The following is a 17,220-nucleotide window of genomic DNA, read 5'->3' on the forward strand; positions in this document are numbered from 1 at the left end:
TCTCCTGAGTGGTTTTTTAAAAAACTTTATTATTTGTCTACTTGGATATTGTGCCAAAGAAACAGCCCCGGCTATTGTGGTTAACCACAATAGCCGGCTCCCGATAAGCCGCTACCCTGCCAGCCATGCCGACTCCCCCCACCCTTGCGCGCCGCTTCAAGCTATCGAGCCCGATGCGCTGGCTGCTGCCCGTCATCCTGCTGCTGCTGTTCCTGTCCATCCTGTTCTGGCTACCCTGGCAGGCGCGCCAGATGGAAAGCAACGAGCGCCAGGAGCAATTGATCGCCGATACCCTGTGGGTGGAGCAAACCATCCGCTTCCAGTTAGCGCGCAACGAGGAAAGCCTGTTCAACCTGGGCGTGGATATCGCCAGCGCCTCGCTGGGCGCGGAAAAAGTGCACGAACGGCTGCAGCAGATGCTGCGCAATGGCCGCGAATTGCAGCGTGTGCTGTGGCTCGACACCAGCGGCAAGGTACTGGCCACCAGCGACAACAGCCTGCCGCATGCCCTGGCGTTTTCCCCGGCCTCGCTGACGGCAGCCGACAATGCGCGCCGCCTGCACCGGGGCCAATATGCCCAGCCTTCGCAGCAAAGCGGTTTTCCCGACGCGCCGCCAGGCGCCATGCTGATGGATTACCACCAGCCCCTGTTCGATGGCCAGCGCTATGTGGGCAGCCTGGTGGCAACCTACCAGATCAGCAGCCTGCTCGATGAAATGGTGCCGTGGTGGTTCGCCCAGGATAACCAGATTTCGCTGATCGACCGCGACGACAAGGTGCTGGCGCGGCGCGCCGCCGCCGGTCCCGGTCACGGCGTGTACACGCACAAGCGCGCGCTCGACGTGCCCGGTGCCACCATCATCCTGTTTACAGACAGCGTGAAAAGCCAGCCCAAGCTGCTGCCCAATTTACTGGTCGGCTCCGTCATCGCCCTGTCGCTGGGTTTGCTGTGGAGCTTGCTTGCCCTGTGGCGGCATATTTCGCGCCGCCTGGTGGCCGAAGGGGCGCTGCGCCAGCAGATGCTGTTCCGCACGGCGATGGAAAACTCGCTGGTGACAGGCATGCGCGCGCGCGACCTGGAAGGCCGCGTCACGTATGTGAATCCAGCGTTCTGCCAGATCGTCGGTTATCCGGCCGAGGAAATCCTGGGCCGCCTGCCGCCCATGCCCTACTGGGTGCCGGAAGCACTGGAGGAATACCAGCAGCGCTTCGTCAAGGCGCTGGCCGGCAATCCCACGCCGCAGTTCGAAACCTATTTTCAGCGCCCGGACGGCACGCGCGTGCCCGTGCTGATCTTCGAAGCGCCGCTGGTGGACAAGAACGGCCAGCAGACAGGCTGGATGGGCTCCGTGCTCGACATCTCGGACCGCAAGCGGGTCGAGGAACTCAATCGCCAGCAGCAGGAAAAGCTGCAAACGAGTTCGCGCCTGGCGACCATGGGCGAACTGGCTTCGATGCTGGCGCATGAACTGAACCAACCGCTGGCGGCCATCTCCAGCTACACCACGGGCGCGCTGAACCTGATCCGCCGCGCGATCGAGCATGGCGCGCCCGTCGATCCGAACACCCTGAAGCCGGCGCTGGAGCAGGCCGGCGCACAAGCGCAGCGGGCCGGCCAGATCATCCGCAGCGTGCATGATTTCGTGCGCAAGAGCGAACCGCAGCGCCAGGATATCGCCATCCGCACGCTGATCGACGGCATCCGCGCGCTGATCGACCTGCAGGCGCGCAAATACTATGTCACCATCCAGGAAGAAATCCCTGCCGACCTGCCGCTGCTGCGCGCCGATCCCGTGATGATCGAGCAAGTGCTGCTGAACCTGACGCGCAACGCCATCGAGGCCATGCAGGATGCGGCGCCCGGACGGCGTATCATGCGCCTGCGGGCCAGCCACGATGCGCAGCAAGGCATGGTGACGGTGGACGTAATCGACCATGGCCACGGCATCCCGCAGGACGTGGCCGAGCGGTTATTCTCACCGTTTTTCTCGACCAAGTCCGAAGGCATGGGCATGGGCCTGAACATCTGCCGCACCGCCATCGAATTTCACGGCGGCGCGCTGACCTTCAGCGCCAACCCCGCTGGCGGTACTATCTTTACATTCAGCGTGCCGGCTGCGCCGCGCGCGCCGCACTAAGCGACAACAACGACAAGCCGGAGACACCATGCTACATATCATTGACGACGAAGAGGTCGTACGCGACTCCCTGTCCTGGCTGGCCGCCTCGCGCAGCATCGACGCGCGCATCTACGCCAGCGCCCAGCAATTCCTCGATAGCCTTGACGGCAGCTTCGACGCCGCCGGCGACTGCGTGCTGCTCGACGTGCGCATGCCCGACATGAACGGCATCGCCCTGTTCGACCAGCTGGTCAAGCGCGACCTGACGGCACGCCTGCCCGTGATTTTCCTCACCGGGCACGGCGACGTGCCGATGGCCGTCGACAGCCTGAAACGGGGCGCCTTCGATTTCTTTGAAAAACCGTTCAACGACAACGACCTGATGGACCGCGTGCAGCAGGGCCTGGCCAACTCGCGCCAGGCAGGCGAGATGGCCGCCGTGCACGCACGCCTGGCCACACTGTCGACGCGCGAACGCGAAGTGCTGGACCTGATTTTGGCGGGCAAGATGAACAAAGTGGTGGCCGACAAGCTGGGCATCAGCATGCGTACCGTGGAAGTCCACCGCGCGCATATCTTCGACAAGATGCAGGTCAAGACGGCGGTGGAGCTGGCGGGATTGTTGAAGTAATGCAGCAATGTTGGATTACGCGGCGCTTGCGCGCCGCTAATCCAACCTACATTGCAATGTAGGTCGGGTAGGTCGGGTTAGCGCAACGCGCGTAAGCCGACACCACCACCATCACTCATCATGATGCTCATGGTGCTCTTCCACCCCATGCTTCCAGTAGCTGGCCACATGCAGATGCTGCTTCGGCACGCCGGCGTCGATGAAATGCCCGCGCAGGCCCTGCACCTGCGCATGCTCGCACGCCACCCACACATAACCGTCGCCATCCTGCGGCAAGGCGACTTGCGCCAACGCTTGCAGTAGCAGCGGCCCCTTGCGGCCATTGCGCGCCACCCAGCGCACGTCCGGCTGCGCCGCGCAATCGAGCGCGATCTGTTCGCCGTCTTCGACGATTTCGATCACGGCAATCGCCCGCGCCGTGGCCGGCAGCTGTTCCAGGCGGCGGGCGATGGCCGGCAGGGCCGTCTGGTCTCCCACCAGCACATACCAGTCGAAGTCGAACGGTACCAGCATCGAGCCGCGCGGGCCGCCCACGCCCAGGGTCTGGCCGGGCGCGGCTTGCGCCGCCCACAGCGATGCAGGCCCGTCGCCATGCAGCACGAAGTCGATTTCCAGCTCACGCCGTTCGGCGTCGTAGCGGCGCGGCGTGTAGTTGCGGGCGATGGGACGCGCGCCTTGCGCGTACTGGATCGGGTTAACGCCGTTGCCCAGCACGGGAAGCACGGGGGTAGCCTCGCCCGGAGCGGGGAAGAACAGTTTCACGTGATCATCGTGCGCGGGCGAGACAAATCCTTCCAGGTCGTCGCCGGCCAGGGTGATGCGGCGCATGTGCGGCGTCAGCTGCTCGGTGCGCACGACGGTCAATACGCGCAGTTTCAAGTCGTGGCGCACGCGCTCGATGGCATGCGGGCGTGGTGTTGCTGGTGATGCGGTAGTCATTGCTTATCCTTGTAAAGTAGGCTCAGTGGCCGTCGACGATGGCGTTCGCCGCCTGTTCCAGCACGGCGGAAACGCGCTCGGCTTCCGCTTCGCTCCAGTTGGACTTGTTCAGCAACAGCGCATGCTTGAGGGTGTGCATGGCCTGGTGCACGCGCTCGGGCAAGGCGTTTTTCGCCTGGACGCGGGCAAACATGTCGAGGCGGGCCAGGATGCCATCCACCTGGGCGCGGTTCTCGTCGAGATAGGCGCGTCCCAGCTCCGTGATCGTGTAGAGCTTCTTGCCGCTGGCGCTTTCGCCCGACGTGACATAGTCCTGCTCTTCCAGCAGGGTCAAGGTCGGATACACGGCGCCGGGGCTTGGGGCGTAGGCGCCGCCGCAACGCTCTTCGATGGCCTTGATGATTTCATAGCCGTGGCGGGGACTGATTTCGATCAGCGCCAGTACGATCAGCGGCAGGTCGCCGCGGCCAAAAACGCGCTCGGCCCGTTCGCCGCGTCCGCCCCGGCCACCGGGGCCACCGGGGCCGCCATGCCCCATGCCGTCGCCGCGCTCGTCGAAGCCGCGCGGGCCGCGACCGTGCATGAAGTGCTCATGGCGATGTTCGTGGCGATGTTCGCCGGAATGGTGATGCTGGCCGCCATGGGCGTGATGATGGTGATGGCCGCCGTGGCCCTGTTCTGCGTGGTGTGAGTTTCTCATGTTTTCTCTTTAAAGATATATCGTTAGTAGGTATCTCTATTTTATAACGATATATCGATAAGTCAAGGAGGAATTTGTTATGCTCGTCTTCTCCCAATCCACATGCCCATGCCATGCCCGACAAAACCATCGCTGAAAAAATGTTTGTGAAAAATGCCAAGACCCTGGACGTGCTCAATGACGGTGGCGAGCATGCGGCCTTGCTGGCGCAGCTGCCGGCGGAGCGACGGGTGAATGAAGGAGAGCGGGCCGACTGGCTATTGCTGTTCGCGCGCAGCCGCGCGGAACTGGAGCAGCATCTGCCAGTGGCGCAGGCGCGCCTGGCGCCCGGCGGCGCACTGTGGGTAGCATACCGCAAGGGCGGCGTGAAGGCAGGCAGCGACATCCACCGCGACGATCTGCGCGCTTTTGCGCAAACGGTGGGACTCGACAGCGTGGCGATGGTCGCCATCGATAGTGAGTGGTCGGCGCTGCGCCTGAAACAGGTTTAAGCGCAGTGATAACCGCGGGTCAAGCGATGCCGTGCAGCGCCAGTGCCCATTCGACGTGCTCGCGCACGATGGCCGACGGGTGCTCGCGGCGCGACAGCAGGGCCGCGACGATATCGGCCTGGCCCCGGGCCTTGGCGGCCGCGTTGCCCATGCCGACGGCCAGGTTGCGCAGCCAGCGTTCGTGGCCAATGCGGCGAATCGCGCTGCCTTCCATGCGCCGGTTGAATTCCTCTTCCGTCCAGGCGAACAGTTCCACCATGCCCGCGCTGCCCAGGCTGTGGCGCTCGTCGAAATCGGGCACCACGGCGCGCTGGGCGAACTTGTTCCACGGGCAGACGGTCTGGCAATCGTCGCAGCCGTACACCTTGTTGCCGATCAAAGGCCGCATCTCGACGGGAATGGCGCCCTTCAACTCGATCGTCAGGTAGGAAATGCAGCGGCGCGCGTCGAGCTGGTACGGCCCCAGGATGGCTTGCGTCGGGCACACCGTGATGCACGCCGAGCACTGGCCGCAACGCGGCGTTTCAGGCGGGTCCACGGGCAGCGGCACGTCGACGAGGATCTCGCCAAGGAAAAAGAAGGAACCGCCCTGGCGGTTGATCAGCAAGGTATGCTTGCCGCGCCAGCCCAAGCCTCCCTTTTGCGCCAGTTCGACTTCCATCACGGGCGCCGAATCGCTGAAGACGCGGTAACCGAAGTCGCCGATCTCGCCCTTGATGCGCTCGGCCAGCTGCTGCAGGCGCGAACGCATGACCTTGTGATAGTCGCGGCCCCGCGCATACACGGAAATCACGGCTGCCGCAGGATCGGCGTCGCGCGCCGCCTCGTGCTCACGCCAGTCGGGCCCCAGCGCCGGCGGCAGATAATTCATGCGCGCGCTGATGGCGCGCACCGTGCCCGGCACCAGTTCGGCAGGGCGCGCACGCTTCATGCCGTGGCGGGCCATGTAGTCCATTTCGCCGTGGTACCCTGCATCGATCCAGGCCTGCAAGGGCGCTTCCATGTGCGACAGATCCACGTCGGCGATGCGCACCTCGGCAAAACCCAGCTCGCGCCCCCACTCTTTAATGGTGCGCGCCAGGACGGCGAGATCGGTGACGGTGGCGGACATAGGGGACTTTACGGAAAACGGCAGGCGCGCGGGCGGTTACAATGACAGCAGCCTCCATTTTATGCGATACCGAAGATAATGACCGAACACTTCAAAGCCCACCTCCACGACGAAGCCGGCACCGCCGCGCTGGGCGCCGCGCTGGCGCGCGCGCTGGCGCCCGGACTGGCGATCTACCTGCACGGCGACCTGGGTGCCGGCAAAACGGCGCTCACGCGCGCCCTGCTGCACGCTGCCGGCCATGCGGGCCACGTCAAGAGCCCCACCTATACGCTGTCCGAACCCTACACGGTGCGGCTCGATGGCCAGCCCATTAACGTCATCCACTTCGACCTGTACCGCATGGGCAGTGCCGAGGAATTTCTCGACGCGGGATTTCGCGAAGACTTCGACGGCCGCAATATCTGCATCGTCGAATGGCCGGAGAAAGCCGAACCGGTGTTGCCGCCGGCTGACCTGAATGTTTATTTGAGCGTTGCGGGTACAGGACGTGATGTAGAATTGCAAGCGTCTTCTGAATTGGGTCTGTCATGCCTTCACCGTCTCAAATTCGCCCCGAACCTTTGATCTCCTCGCCCATCACCCGGCGCACGGTACTCAAGGCCGGCGGCACCCTGCTATTGTCCGTGTTCGCGCCCATGTCGGCGATGGCGGCGCAAATTCTCGCCGTACGCGTCTGGCCGGCCGAGGACTACACGCGCGTCACCCTGGAAAACGACAGCATCCTGAAGGCGACCCACTTCATCGTCAAGGACCCGGAACGGCTGGTGGTCGACATCGAAGGACTGGAACTCAATCCCACCTTGAAAGGCCTGGTGGCGAAGATCCAGTCGAACGATCCGTACATCAAGCAGGTGCGCGTGGGCCAGAACCGGCCCAACGTCGTGCGCCTGGTGTTCGACCTGAAGGAAGAAGTCACGCCGCAGCTGTTTACCCTGCCGCCGGCCGGCTCCTACAATCACCGCCTGATCTTCGACCTGTATCCCGTGCGCGAGCCGGACCTGATCGCCCAGATGATCGAAAAGGGCGACTGGTCGAGCGACCCTGCCAAACCGCCAATGGCCGGCACGCATACGCCGCCCCCCGCGCTGCCCCTGCCCGACAGCGGCAAGCCGCCCGTGGCCGCAGTGGTGCCACCGGTCGCGCCCATCGTGCCGCCGGTAGCCGATATCCGCCCCGAACAGCGCCCCGAGGCACGCCCATTGCCAGGCCAGAAAGTGGTGCGCATGATTACCATCGCGCTCGACCCAGGCCATGGTGGAGAAGACCCGGGCGCCATGGGTAGCAGGGGCAGCCGCGAAAAAGACGTGGTGCTGGCCATTGCCAAGCGCCTGAAAACCAAGCTGGAGCTGCAGCCGAACATGCGCGTCATGCTCACGCGCGACGCCGATTTCTTTGTCCCGCTGGGCATGCGCGTGGAAAAGGCACGCAAGGTTCAGGCCGACCTGTTCGTCTCGATCCACGCCGATGCGTTCATCCAGCCGACGGCGCGCGGCTCGTCCGTCTTCGTACTGTCCGAAAAGGGCGCCACCTCGACTGCCGCGCGCTGGCTGGCCAACAAGGAAAACCAGGCCGATCTGATCGGCGGCGTGAACGTGAAGAACCACGACAAGCAGCTGGCCAGCGTGCTGCTCGACCTGTCGACGACGGCGCAGATCAATGACAGCATGAAGCTGGGCAAGGCCGTGCTGCGCGAAATCGGCGGCATCAACCGCCTGCACAAGGGCTCCGTCGAACAGGCCGGCTTCGCCGTGCTGAAAGCACCCGACATCCCCTCCATCCTGATCGAGACGGCTTTCATCTCGAATCCGGAAGAAGAAGCCAAGCTGACCGACAATGGCTACCAGGACCAGATGGCCGACGCCATCGTCACGGGCATCAAGAATTACTTTGCCAAGAATCCGCCGCTGGCGAAAAGCCGTTTGACCTGACATGGACACCCGCATGAGCAAGAGTACTTTTGGCCAGTTGCCGGCCGTGACCATCCGCGCCGCCGATGGCGCGCAGGCCACCGTCACCCTGTATGGCGGCCACCTGGTCTCGTGGCAGACCAGCGATGGCCAGGAGCGCCTGTTCTGCAGCCGCGCATCCAGCCTTGATGGCAGCCGCGCCATCCGTGGCGGCGTACCCGTGATCTTTCCCCAGTTCGGCGCGCGCGGCACGGGCATGCGCCACGGCTTTGCCCGCGTGGCGACCTGGCAGCTCGCGTCCAGCGGCGAAACCGATGGCGCCGCCCATGCGGAATTTATCTTGCAGCACACGGACCTGCCGGACGCAATCGGCGCCACCTGGCCCTGCGCCTTCACCCTGCGCCTGCGCGTGGCGGTACAAGGCCAATCGCTGGAACTGAATCTGTCCGTGCACAACACGGGCGAGCAGGCGTTCCCGTTCTCGGCCGCCCTGCACAGCTATTTTGCGATTGATCAATTGAGCGAGGCGCGCGTTGGCGGCTTGCAGCGCGTGCGCTATTCGGACGAGACGCCGCAAGATGCCTTGCAGGCGGAAGAGTGGCTGCAATTCGCCGACAAGCTGGACCGCATCTACTACCAGCTGCCGGGCGCCTTGACCCTGCAGTCTGGCAGCCACACGCTGCGCCTGGAGCAGCAGGGCTTCACGGATGCCGTCGTGTGGAACCCCGGCGCGCAAGACGCAGCCGCCCTGCCCGACCTGGCCGACGACGAATACCCGCGCTTCATCTGCATCGAGCCGGCACTGATCCAGCCCGATACGCTGGCTGCCGGCGCCGAGTGGACCGGCCGCCAGCGCCTCGCATTTATTTAATTCGATTCCTTGATGATGCGGCCATTGCCCGCTTGGATGGGCCGCGCATTCAAGGGATACAAGCGGCTGAACAGCGCCATCTGCGCCGGCGAGGCCTGTACCGGCTGCTTCATCACCAGCCACAGCACGCCTTCGCTGCAAGGCGGCTCCGTCATCGATCCCATGTAGGTGTAGTAATCGCGCCGCGTCGGCAGCATCTCGGCCGGGTCGAGCAGGATGGTCGGCTGCATGGTCTCGAATTTTTCCAGCGGCAGGTTGTTCCACACCGTCTGGATGGTCGCTTGCGCAGCGCCGCGTTCCAGCAGCAGGGCCAGCACAGCTTGCCGGCCTTCGGCGTCGCGGTGCACCAGGTGCACCACCATTTCAAACGCCTTGCCATTGATGCGCTCTTCGGAAGGGCGATGGAAATGGAACTGCTGCAGCTCGAACATGCGGTTCTGCACCGTGATGTAATTGCCGCCGCTCACGCCCACCTGCACCGTGTGGCCATTGTCGACCACATTGAACGACGACGGGTGGTAGTCAAAGCTGATACGTTCGAGTTCCACTTTCATGCCATCGCGGATATCGATCGGCGACTGGCGGCTGCCATTGCCACACTTGGCCCAGTCGACATTGATCTTGCTCCAGTTGGCCGGGCCGCTGTCGCCCTCGTACGACCAGTGCGTGCCGCGCGGCACGGGTGGCGGTGGCGGCGGCGCGGCCTTCACCACGGCGGCGCGCCTGGCGCGGGCGGCGGCGCGGGCCGCCTGGGTGGCGCGCATTTCCGCCAGGCGCGCCGCGATGCGCTCGGACAGGTCGACTTCGGCCGCTTCCTCCTTCTCGCGCACTGTGGGCGCGACGACGACAGGCGATTTGGCCTCCTTGCCCTTCACCGATTCGGTCAGGGTTTTCATGGCAGCCGCGCGCGCCGACGCCGACATGGGCGCGGATGCGGCGGCGGTCGCCGACGCGGGGGCATCTTTGGCGCTTGCCATGGACGCCATGGCGGCAAGGCTGCAAGCTAACAGGGCGCTCAAATGTCGCATGGAAATCCAGAAAGTGAGAATACCCTCTGGTTTACGGCTGGAAAGCAGCAAAACTTGAATCAGCGTGGGAGCAAAACAAAAACAACGAAGAGAAAAACGGGATCCGGGGCCTGCTGCGGGCTGTGCCGCAACGCGCTTGCCCCGGATCCATGCGGCCTTAGGCCGACTTGCCGACCATGCGCTTGTAGAGCTTCCACATGCCGCCTAGTACCACTGGCACGACGGCGGCGCCAACACCGATCAGCACGATCAAGGTCAGGTGGTCGCGTATCCACGGGATATTGCCGAAGAAGTAACCCGCCGTCACCAGGCCGACCACCCACAACAGGGCGCCCGTCACGTTGTACATCTGGAAGCGCGCATGCGTCATGTCGGAAATGCCGGCGACGAAAGGGGCGAAGGTGCGTACCACCGGCACGAAACGGGCCAGGATGATGGTCTTGCCGCCATGCTTTTCAAAGAATTCATGCGTGCGGCGCATGGCATCCTTGTTGATCCAGCGGTAATCGTGGGTAAACACCCTTTGCCCGATGGCCTCGCCTATCCAGTAATTGAGCGTGTTCCCCGTGACGGCGGCCGTCACCAGCAAGGCAATCAGCAAGCCCAGGTGCATCTGTCCCGTCGCGCAAAACGCGCCGGCGATAAACAATAAGGTATCCCCAGGGAAGAAGAACAGCACCACGAGGCCTGTCTCACAAAAAATAATGGCAAACAGCACTGCATACACGAGGGTACCGTACTGCTCGATCAAGAGACCCAGCGTCTTGTCGACATGTACGATCATGTCGAGGAATTGCACAAAATCCATATATTTTTCCCTAAAGGTAGCGGCGGAATCATACACCACCCGGCCAGCGCAACGGCAGTCCCCGGGCCGATAATTCAGGATTAATTATGTGCCGCCCTTGCGCGTGTGGCAATTTAAGTAAAGGTTAAGGAAATACCCTCGCCAACTTGCGCAGGCCAGCCTTCCTTCGCGCATGCCATGTTCGGCCCGTACAATGTTTTTTCAGCGAAATATTGCCATTCCGGTATACACTTTCTGACCGGTGCAATTCGCGCCGACCAGGAGAGAATATGTATCTGCATCCACTGAGCAGCCTGACCATGGCCACCGTGCTGGGCCTTGTCCAACTGTCCGCCCACGCGGCACCTGTCCAGATCAAGGCGCCCGCCGAGCTGCCCGCCAAGGCGACGCTCGCCGACGTGATCAAGGCCTCCAAACCGTCCGACTGGCGTCCGCTGGACCCTGACAACACCCTGTACATGGACATTCCCGCCGGTCGCGTGGTGATCGAGCTGGCGCCCGACTTCGCGCCGAAGCACGTGGCCAATATCAAGGGCCTGGTAGCCGAACAGTATTACGACGGTCTGGCCATCACGCGGGCGCAGGACAACTGGGTGGCGCAGTGGGGCGATCCGAACGAGAAAAATCCCAAGCCCATTTTGCATGCCCAGCGCACCCTGCCCGGCGAATTCACCGTGCCCTTGAAAAACGTCAAGAGCTTCACGCGCTTGCCGGACCTTGACGGCTATGCGCCGCAGGTGGGCCATTCGAACGGCTTCCCGTCCGCGCGCGATCCGAAAACCGGCACGGCCTGGCTCGCGCATTGCTACGCCACCGTGGGCGTGGGCCGCGACAGCGCCAGCGACAGCGGCGGTGGCACGGAACTGTACGCCGTCATCGGCCAGTCGCCGCGCCACCTGGACCGCGACATCACTGTCGTCGGCCGAGTGGTCTCCGGCATGCCATTGCTGTCGACCCTGCCACGGGGCGCTGGCCCCATGGGCTTTTATGACAGCCCCGAGAAAAACGTGCCGATCAAGACCATCCGCCTGGCCGCCAGCGTACCGCCAGAGCAGCGCGCAAACCTGGAAGTGATGCGCACCGACAGCGCCGCCTACCAGGCCGTGCTGGAAGCCCAGCGCCACCGAGGCGGCCCCTGGAGCAAAGTCACGGCCGGCCACGTCGACCTGTGCAACGCGCCGATACCGGTGCGGGAGGTGGCGAAGTAGGCCAACTTTTAGCCCAAGAACAAGGGCTGGGGTCAGACCCGACGGGTCTGACCCCGGTATAATTACCGCATGAACGCTCCCATCACGCCCCACCGCCCGATCCAGGCCCTGCCTGACCAGTTGATTTCGCAAATCGCCGCTGGCGAGGTGGTCGAGCGGCCATCGGCCGTGGTCAAGGAATTGCTGGAAAACGCACTGGACTCGGGTGCCACGCAGATCACGGTACGGCTGGAAGAAGGGGGCGTGAAACGCATCGCGATTACGGACAATGGCTGCGGCATCGACAAGGAACAGCTGCCGCTGGCCCTGGCGCGCCACGCCACTTCAAAAATCGCCTCCCTGCACGACCTGGAAAACGTGGGCACGCTGGGCTTTCGCGGCGAGGCGCTGGCATCCATCGCCTCGGTGGCCGCCGTCACCCTGACCTCGCGCACGGCGGACGCTGCCCATGCGTGGGAAATCGTCGGCTCGCACAATGGCAGCGTCTCGCCGTCGTCCGGCGCGCACGGCACCACGGTCGACGTGCAAGACCTGTATTTCAACACGCCCGCGCGGCGCAAGTTCCTCAAATCCGAACAGACGGAATACGGCCACTGCGCCGAAGTGGTGCGCCGCATCGCCCTGGCGCGGCCGGACGTATCGTTCTCGCTGTCGCACAACGGGCGCACCATCGACCAGTGGAATATTAGCGAACTGGCCAAGCGCAGCGCCCACATCCTGGGCAATGACTTCGCCGAAGCGCGCCTGGCGCTGGACGAGTCGGCCGGCACCCTGCGCATTCACGGCTTTGCCGGCTTGCCGACGGCGTCCAAGGCGCGCGCCGACGGCCAGTTCTTTTATGTCAACGGCCGCTTCGTGCGCGACAAGCTGCTGGTGCACGCCGTGCGCATGGCCTACCAGGACGTGCTGCATGGCGACCGCTTCCCATCGTACGTGCTGGCGCTCGACCTCGATCCGGCCCTGGTCGACGTCAACGTGCACCCGTCGAAGATCGAAGTGCGATTCCGCGACAGCCGCTCCGTGCACCAGTTTGTCTTCCACGCCGTGCAGCGCGCGCTGGCGCAGACCTCGGCGACGGCCTTCGGCAGCGTGCCGGCTCCCTTGCCGGCCGCTTCCAGCCTGGGTGCTGGCGACGCTGGCGCCGCCGGCGGTGGCCCCGGCATCTGGCGCCGCGAGCAGACGCAAACCTCGTTCGGCGCGCAATTTACGAACACCTTTGCGCCCGCCTCGCCCGGTGCGGCCCATCCCTTCTTTGCCGAGGTGCCAGGCATCGCCCAGGACACGGCGGCCTATGGTGCCCTGTTCGGCGGCGGCACCGCAACGTCGCCGATCACGCAGGTCGAGCCCTACATCGCCTCGCCCGAAGCGATGGCGCGCGAAGAATACCCGCTGGGCTTTGCCCTGGCCCAGCTGCATGGCATCTACATCCTGGCGCAAAACACCAAGGGCCTGGTGCTGGTCGACATGCACGCAGCGCATGAGCGCATTCTGTACGAACAGCTGAAAAACGCGCTGCAGGCGCAAGTCTCGGGCCAGGATATGCAGGTGCAATCGCTGCTGATCCCCGTGACGTTTTACGCGGATGCCATCGAAGTGTCGACGGCAAATGAAAACCAGGAGACGTTAAAGGCGCTGGGCTTCGACATCGCCGCCCTGTCGCCCACCACCCTGGCCGTGCGTTCCGTACCGACCCTGCTGAAGAACGCCGACGCACAAACCCTGGCGCGCGACGTGCTGCGCGATGTGCGCGAATACGGCGGCTCGCGCGTGCTGATCGAGCGCCAGAACGAGTTGCTGGGTACCCTGGCCTGCCACACGGCCGTGCGCGCCAACCGGATCTTGTCGGTGCAGGAAATGAACGCCCTGCTGCGCCAGATGGAGAGCACGGAACGCGCCGACCAGTGCAACCATGGCAGGCCCACGTGGGTGCAGGTCGAAATTAACGCCCTCGATAAACTGTTCCTGCGCGGCCAGTAGGTCGGATTAGCGCAGCGTAATCCGACACTGCAGCGGCGGCATCACGTCGGCTTACGCTTGCGCTAAGCCGACCTACGCACCACCTTACAAGAGTCAACATGCAAAACACTCAACACCTCCCCCTGGCCGTCGCCATCATGGGCCCCACGGCCAGCGGCAAGACGGCCAGTGCGCTGACCATCGCGCAAGCCATCCCGTCCGAGATCATTTCCGTCGATTCCGCCCTCGTCTACCGGGGCATGGATATCGGCACGGCCAAGCCGTCGAAAGAGGAACTGGCCCAGGTACCGCATCATTTGATCGACATCATCGACCCGCTGGACGCCTATTCGGTGGCGCAGTTCCGCAACGATACCCTGCGCCTGGTGAGCGAAATCACGGCGCGCGGCAAGCTGCCGCTACTGGTCGGCGGCACCATGCTGTACTTCAAGGGTCTGGCCGATGGCCTCGACGACTTGCCCGGTGCCGATCCTGTTCTGCGCGCGCAGCTGGAAGAGGACGCGGCCGCCATCGGCTGGCCCGCCATGCATGCGCGCCTGGCGCAGCAAGACCCCATCACTGCCGCGCGCCTGGCGCCGCAGGACGCGCAGCGCATCGGCCGCGCGCTGGAAATCATCGCCCTGTCCGGCCAGCCCATGTCGGCCTTGCTGGCCCTGCGCGAAAAGACCGTGCTTCCGTTCCAGTTGCAGTCGTTCGCGCTGGAACCGTCTGACCGCGCCGTGCTGCACGCACGCATCGCCACGCGCTTCGACATCATGCTGAAAAACGATGCCTTGCTCGATGAAGTGGAGCAGCTGCGCCGGCGCGGCGACCTGCATCCCGGCTTGCCCTCGATGCGCTGCGTGGGCTACCGCCAGGCCTGGGAGTACCTCGATGGCCGCATCGACCGCGCCACCTTGCGCGAGACGGGCATCATCGCCACGCGCCAGCTGGCCAAACGCCAGCTAACCTGGCTGCGCTCGATGCCGGAACGTATCGTCATCGATTGCCTGGGCTTAGACCCGGCCAGCGCCATGCTGGCACAAATCGTCCCTTTGCTAAAATAAGCGTCGCCACACAAGCACCGGCCAGGCGCTAGGCTCGACTTAGGCTGCGCGCCATGCCGGAACGTATCGTCATCGATTGCCTGGGCTTAGACCCGGCCAGCGCCATGCTGGCACAAATCGTCCCTTTGCTAAAATAAGCGTCGCCACACAACCACCGGCCAGGCGCTAGGCTCGACTTAGGCTACGCGCCATGCCGGAACGTATCGTCATCGATTGCTTGGGCTTAGGCCCGGCCTCGTCCATGCTGGCGCAAATCCAGCCCTTGCTGACGCCGTTACAAAAATAATCACGCCGGCAAGCCGCCACGAAAAATCCACAGATTTTTCATGGCCGGCATTGACAAGGAAATGGGAAGACTGGATAATGCTCGGCTGTTGGGTGATATAGCTCAGTTGGTTAGAGCACAGCATTCATAATGCTGGGGTCGGTGGTTCAAGTCCACCTATCACCACCAAAGAACAAGGATCATGGTTCGCATGGTCACAACCAGCATCCGGTCTGACCGGTCTGTTTGGTGATATAGCTCAGTTGGTTAGAGCACAGCATTCATAATGCTGGGGTCGGTGGTTCAAGTCCACCTATCACCACCAAGAATTTGCAGTCTTGATAAACCCGCCCCTGCCTCGCGCAGCGGCGGGTTTTTTCATTGCTGGGCAGCCTCGCGTGCGGCCTGTAAGCAACACCCGCCTCATCCGCAAGCATTGGGGATTGTGGCAAGCCGCCACTGGCGCTTACAATGAGAATAATTCTCATTCATAATCTTTCGCAACCTTATGTCCATCGCCCAGCCCAGCCTGCAACAGCAAGTGCAGTCGCTCTACAGCGAGCATCACGGCTGGCTGCTCGGCTGGCTGCGCAGAAAACTCAGTTGCCCGCATGGTGCAGCCGACGTGGCGCAAGACACGTTCGTGCGCATCATCGCCTCGCGCGACGCCCTCTTCGGCATGCGCGAGCCGCGCGCCTACTTGTCTACCACGGCGAAGCGATTGCTGCTCGACCGCGCGCGCCGCCAGATACTCGAGCGCAGCTACCTGGCGGAACTGGCCCTGCTGGCCGACAGCCTGCCCGGCGCACCCTCGCCGGACGAGATACTGATGGCCGTGCAGGCACTCGAGCAGATCGCCACGGCGCTGGGCGGCTTATCGACCAAGGCACGCGACGCCTTTTTGCTGCACTACCTGGAAGAACAGCCGCAGGCCGCCGTCGCGGCGCAACTGAACGTCTCCACGCGCATGGTGCAAAAATACCTGGTGCAAGCCTTGCTGGCGTGCCGCCACGCCTGCCCGGCCATGGCGGCATGAATAGCCCCCGCACCGATGTGGCAGCCGAGCAGGCCGCGCACTGGATTGTGCGCCTGAGCGCCGACGACCCGGCCGAGCGCGACATGGCGCAGGCCGGCTTCGCCGCATGGAAGGCAGCCGACCCGCTGCACGCGACAGTGGCCGCCGGCATGGAAAACCTGCTGCGTCAATTGAACGCCGTGCGCGAGCCGGCCGGCGGCGACCATAGGCCCGCGCGCGCCGCCCTGGCCGCCATCGCCCAAAAGCGTCCCCGCCAGCGTCTGCGCCAGCTGGCCGCGGCCAGCGCCGTGGCCGTGCTGGTGCTGACAGGTGCGCTGGTCATCAGCGAGCGCCCCGCCTACCTGCTGGCCGACCTGCGCAGCCCCACGGGACAATGGCAGACGCACACCCTGGCCGATGGCAGCCGCCTCACACTGGGCAGCGACAGCGCCGTCAACGTGCGTTTCAATGCGGGCGAACGGCATGTGGAGCTGGTGCGTGGCGACATCCTCGTCGATGTGGCCAAGGATGCGCAGCGCCCCTTCATCGTCGATAGCAAGCAGGCGGCGATCCGCGCGCTGGGCACGCGCTTTGCCGTGCGCAGGGAAGACGGCGCCACCATCCTGAGCATGCTGGAGTCCAAAGTCCTGGCGCAGGTTCCGCAACATCCGGCCGTCGTGGTGCAGGCGGGCCAGCGCACGCGCATCACGGAAGATGGCGTGGGCCCGATGCAAGCCATCGATGCGGCCAGCGTGCAGGAGGCGTGGCGCGCGCGCCAGCTGGTGGTCGACGACTTGCCGCTGGCCGAGGTGCTCGACGAGCTGGCCCGCCACCGACCCGGCCAGCTGCATTACGACGGGGCGCAGATAGCGGGTATTCGCGTGGCCGCCGTGCTGCCTCTGGACGACACGGACAAGGCACTGCAACTGCTGATCGACAATTTCCCGCAGCTGCGCATCCGCATGCTGACGCGCTACCTGGTGATGGTCGACGCCCCCGCCAGCGGTCCGGCCAAAAAATAAATCAGAAAATTGTGCGTTCGCGGTTCCAATTTGCGCCTCTCGTGCGTCAAGGCAGCTGAGATCATTCAAAAAAGGCTG

16 protein-coding genes and 2 tRNA genes are annotated in these 17,220 nt (G+C 64.0%); 13 read left to right on the plus strand and 5 right to left on the minus strand.

The window, feature by feature from the left end; genetic code table 11:
• Positions 1-125 precede the first annotated feature (125 nt).
• Both ACQ4WZ_RS15705 and ACQ4WZ_RS15710 read left to right on the plus strand, forming a co-directional pair.
• Positions 126-2,138, plus strand: a complete 2,013-nt coding sequence (locus ACQ4WZ_RS15705; RefSeq protein WP_243857940.1) for a sensor histidine kinase — start codon at positions 126-128, stop codon at positions 2,136-2,138.
• A gap of 28 nt (positions 2,139-2,166) precedes the next feature.
• On the plus strand, positions 2,167-2,751 hold the full coding sequence (locus tag ACQ4WZ_RS15710) for a response regulator transcription factor (protein ID WP_101482703.1): 585 nt from the start codon (positions 2,167-2,169) through the stop codon (positions 2,749-2,751).
• A gap of 111 nt (positions 2,752-2,862) precedes the next feature.
• Here ACQ4WZ_RS15710 and ACQ4WZ_RS15715 read toward each other — a convergent pair whose 3' ends face one another.
• Complete coding sequence (locus tag ACQ4WZ_RS15715; RefSeq protein ID WP_436573927.1) at positions 2,863-3,690, minus strand: siderophore-interacting protein; 828 nt, start codon at positions 3,688-3,690, stop codon at positions 2,863-2,865.
• 22 nt (positions 3,691-3,712) lie between these two features.
• On the minus strand, positions 3,713-4,273 hold the full coding sequence (locus ACQ4WZ_RS15720) for a PadR family transcriptional regulator (RefSeq protein ID WP_436573928.1): 561 nt from the start codon (positions 4,271-4,273) through the stop codon (positions 3,713-3,715).
• A 230-nt stretch (positions 4,274-4,503) separates the two neighbouring features.
• On the opposite strand from ACQ4WZ_RS15720, the gene ACQ4WZ_RS15725 reads away from it, so the two are divergent.
• Positions 4,504-4,881, plus strand: a complete 378-nt coding sequence (locus ACQ4WZ_RS15725; protein ID WP_133989341.1) for a DUF3052 family protein — start codon at positions 4,504-4,506, stop codon at positions 4,879-4,881.
• Between the two features lie 19 nt (positions 4,882-4,900).
• Here ACQ4WZ_RS15725 and queG read toward each other — a convergent pair whose 3' ends face one another.
• Positions 4,901-5,992 (minus strand): tRNA epoxyqueuosine(34) reductase QueG, encoded by a 1,092-nt coding sequence (gene queG / locus ACQ4WZ_RS15730; RefSeq protein ID WP_436573929.1) that lies wholly within the window; start codon positions 5,990-5,992, stop codon positions 4,901-4,903.
• Positions 5,993-6,070: 78 nt separating this feature from the next.
• Between queG and tsaE the strand changes: the two genes are divergently transcribed.
• The 3 genes from tsaE to ACQ4WZ_RS15745 are packed head-to-tail and all read left to right on the plus strand — an operon-like array spanning position 6,071 to position 8,773.
• Positions 6,071-6,559: a tRNA (adenosine(37)-N6)-threonylcarbamoyltransferase complex ATPase subunit type 1 TsaE gene (gene tsaE, locus ACQ4WZ_RS15735; protein ID WP_436573930.1), complete on the plus strand. Its 489-nt coding sequence runs from the start codon at positions 6,071-6,073 to the stop codon at positions 6,557-6,559.
• On the plus strand, positions 6,523-7,923 hold the full coding sequence (locus ACQ4WZ_RS15740; RefSeq protein ID WP_101482709.1) for an N-acetylmuramoyl-L-alanine amidase: 1,401 nt from the start codon (positions 6,523-6,525) through the stop codon (positions 7,921-7,923). The genes tsaE and ACQ4WZ_RS15740 overlap by 37 nt, the downstream gene beginning before the upstream one ends.
• 13 nt (positions 7,924-7,936) lie before the next feature.
• Entirely contained in the window at positions 7,937-8,773 is an 837-nt protein-coding gene (locus ACQ4WZ_RS15745; protein WP_436573931.1) for a D-hexose-6-phosphate mutarotase, read from the plus strand.
• Here the strand turns inward: ACQ4WZ_RS15745 and ACQ4WZ_RS15750 are convergent.
• Positions 8,770-9,750 carry a carbonic anhydrase gene (locus ACQ4WZ_RS15750; protein WP_373918145.1) on the minus strand — a complete coding sequence of 327 codons (981 nt, stop codon included), beginning with the start codon at positions 9,748-9,750 and terminating at the stop codon, positions 8,770-8,772. The genes ACQ4WZ_RS15745 and ACQ4WZ_RS15750 overlap by 4 nt on opposite strands.
• A 208-nt stretch (positions 9,751-9,958) precedes the next feature.
• Complete coding sequence (locus ACQ4WZ_RS15755; RefSeq protein WP_071075583.1) at positions 9,959-10,609, minus strand: VTT domain-containing protein; 651 nt, start codon at positions 10,607-10,609, stop codon at positions 9,959-9,961.
• 269 nt (positions 10,610-10,878) lie between these two features.
• Here ACQ4WZ_RS15755 and ACQ4WZ_RS15760 point away from each other — a divergent pair, with 269 nt between their 5' ends.
• The 7 genes from ACQ4WZ_RS15760 to ACQ4WZ_RS15790 all read left to right on the plus strand — a co-directional run bounded on the left by ACQ4WZ_RS15760 (position 10,879) and on the right by ACQ4WZ_RS15790 (position 17,142).
• Entirely contained in the window at positions 10,879-11,817 is a 939-nt protein-coding gene (locus ACQ4WZ_RS15760; protein ID WP_101482711.1) for a peptidylprolyl isomerase, read from the plus strand.
• A gap of 69 nt (positions 11,818-11,886) precedes the next feature.
• Positions 11,887-13,794 (plus strand): DNA mismatch repair endonuclease MutL, encoded by a 1,908-nt coding sequence (gene mutL / locus ACQ4WZ_RS15765; RefSeq protein WP_436573932.1) that lies wholly within the window; start codon positions 11,887-11,889, stop codon positions 13,792-13,794.
• Between the two features lie 98 nt (positions 13,795-13,892).
• On the plus strand, positions 13,893-14,840 hold the full coding sequence (gene miaA / locus ACQ4WZ_RS15770; protein ID WP_436573933.1) for a tRNA (adenosine(37)-N6)-dimethylallyltransferase MiaA: 948 nt from the start codon (positions 13,893-13,895) through the stop codon (positions 14,838-14,840).
• Between the two features lie 377 nt (positions 14,841-15,217).
• Positions 15,218-15,294, plus strand: a tRNA-Met gene (locus ACQ4WZ_RS15775).
• A 59-nt stretch (positions 15,295-15,353) separates the two neighbouring features.
• Positions 15,354-15,430 (plus strand) — tRNA-Met (locus ACQ4WZ_RS15780).
• 183 nt (positions 15,431-15,613) lie between these two features.
• Positions 15,614-16,141: a sigma-70 family RNA polymerase sigma factor gene (locus ACQ4WZ_RS15785; protein ID WP_133989333.1), complete on the plus strand. Its 528-nt coding sequence runs from the start codon at positions 15,614-15,616 to the stop codon at positions 16,139-16,141.
• The gene (locus ACQ4WZ_RS15790) at positions 16,138-17,142 is read left to right on the plus strand and encodes a FecR family protein (protein ID WP_436573934.1); all 1,005 of its coding nucleotides are present in this window, start codon (positions 16,138-16,140) and stop codon (positions 17,140-17,142) included. The genes ACQ4WZ_RS15785 and ACQ4WZ_RS15790 overlap by 4 nt, the downstream gene beginning before the upstream one ends.
• Positions 17,143-17,220 lie beyond the last annotated feature (78 nt).

Source organism: Janthinobacterium darwini, from assembly GCF_051380905.1.
GTDB lineage: Bacteria > Pseudomonadota > Gammaproteobacteria > Burkholderiales > Burkholderiaceae_D > Janthinobacterium.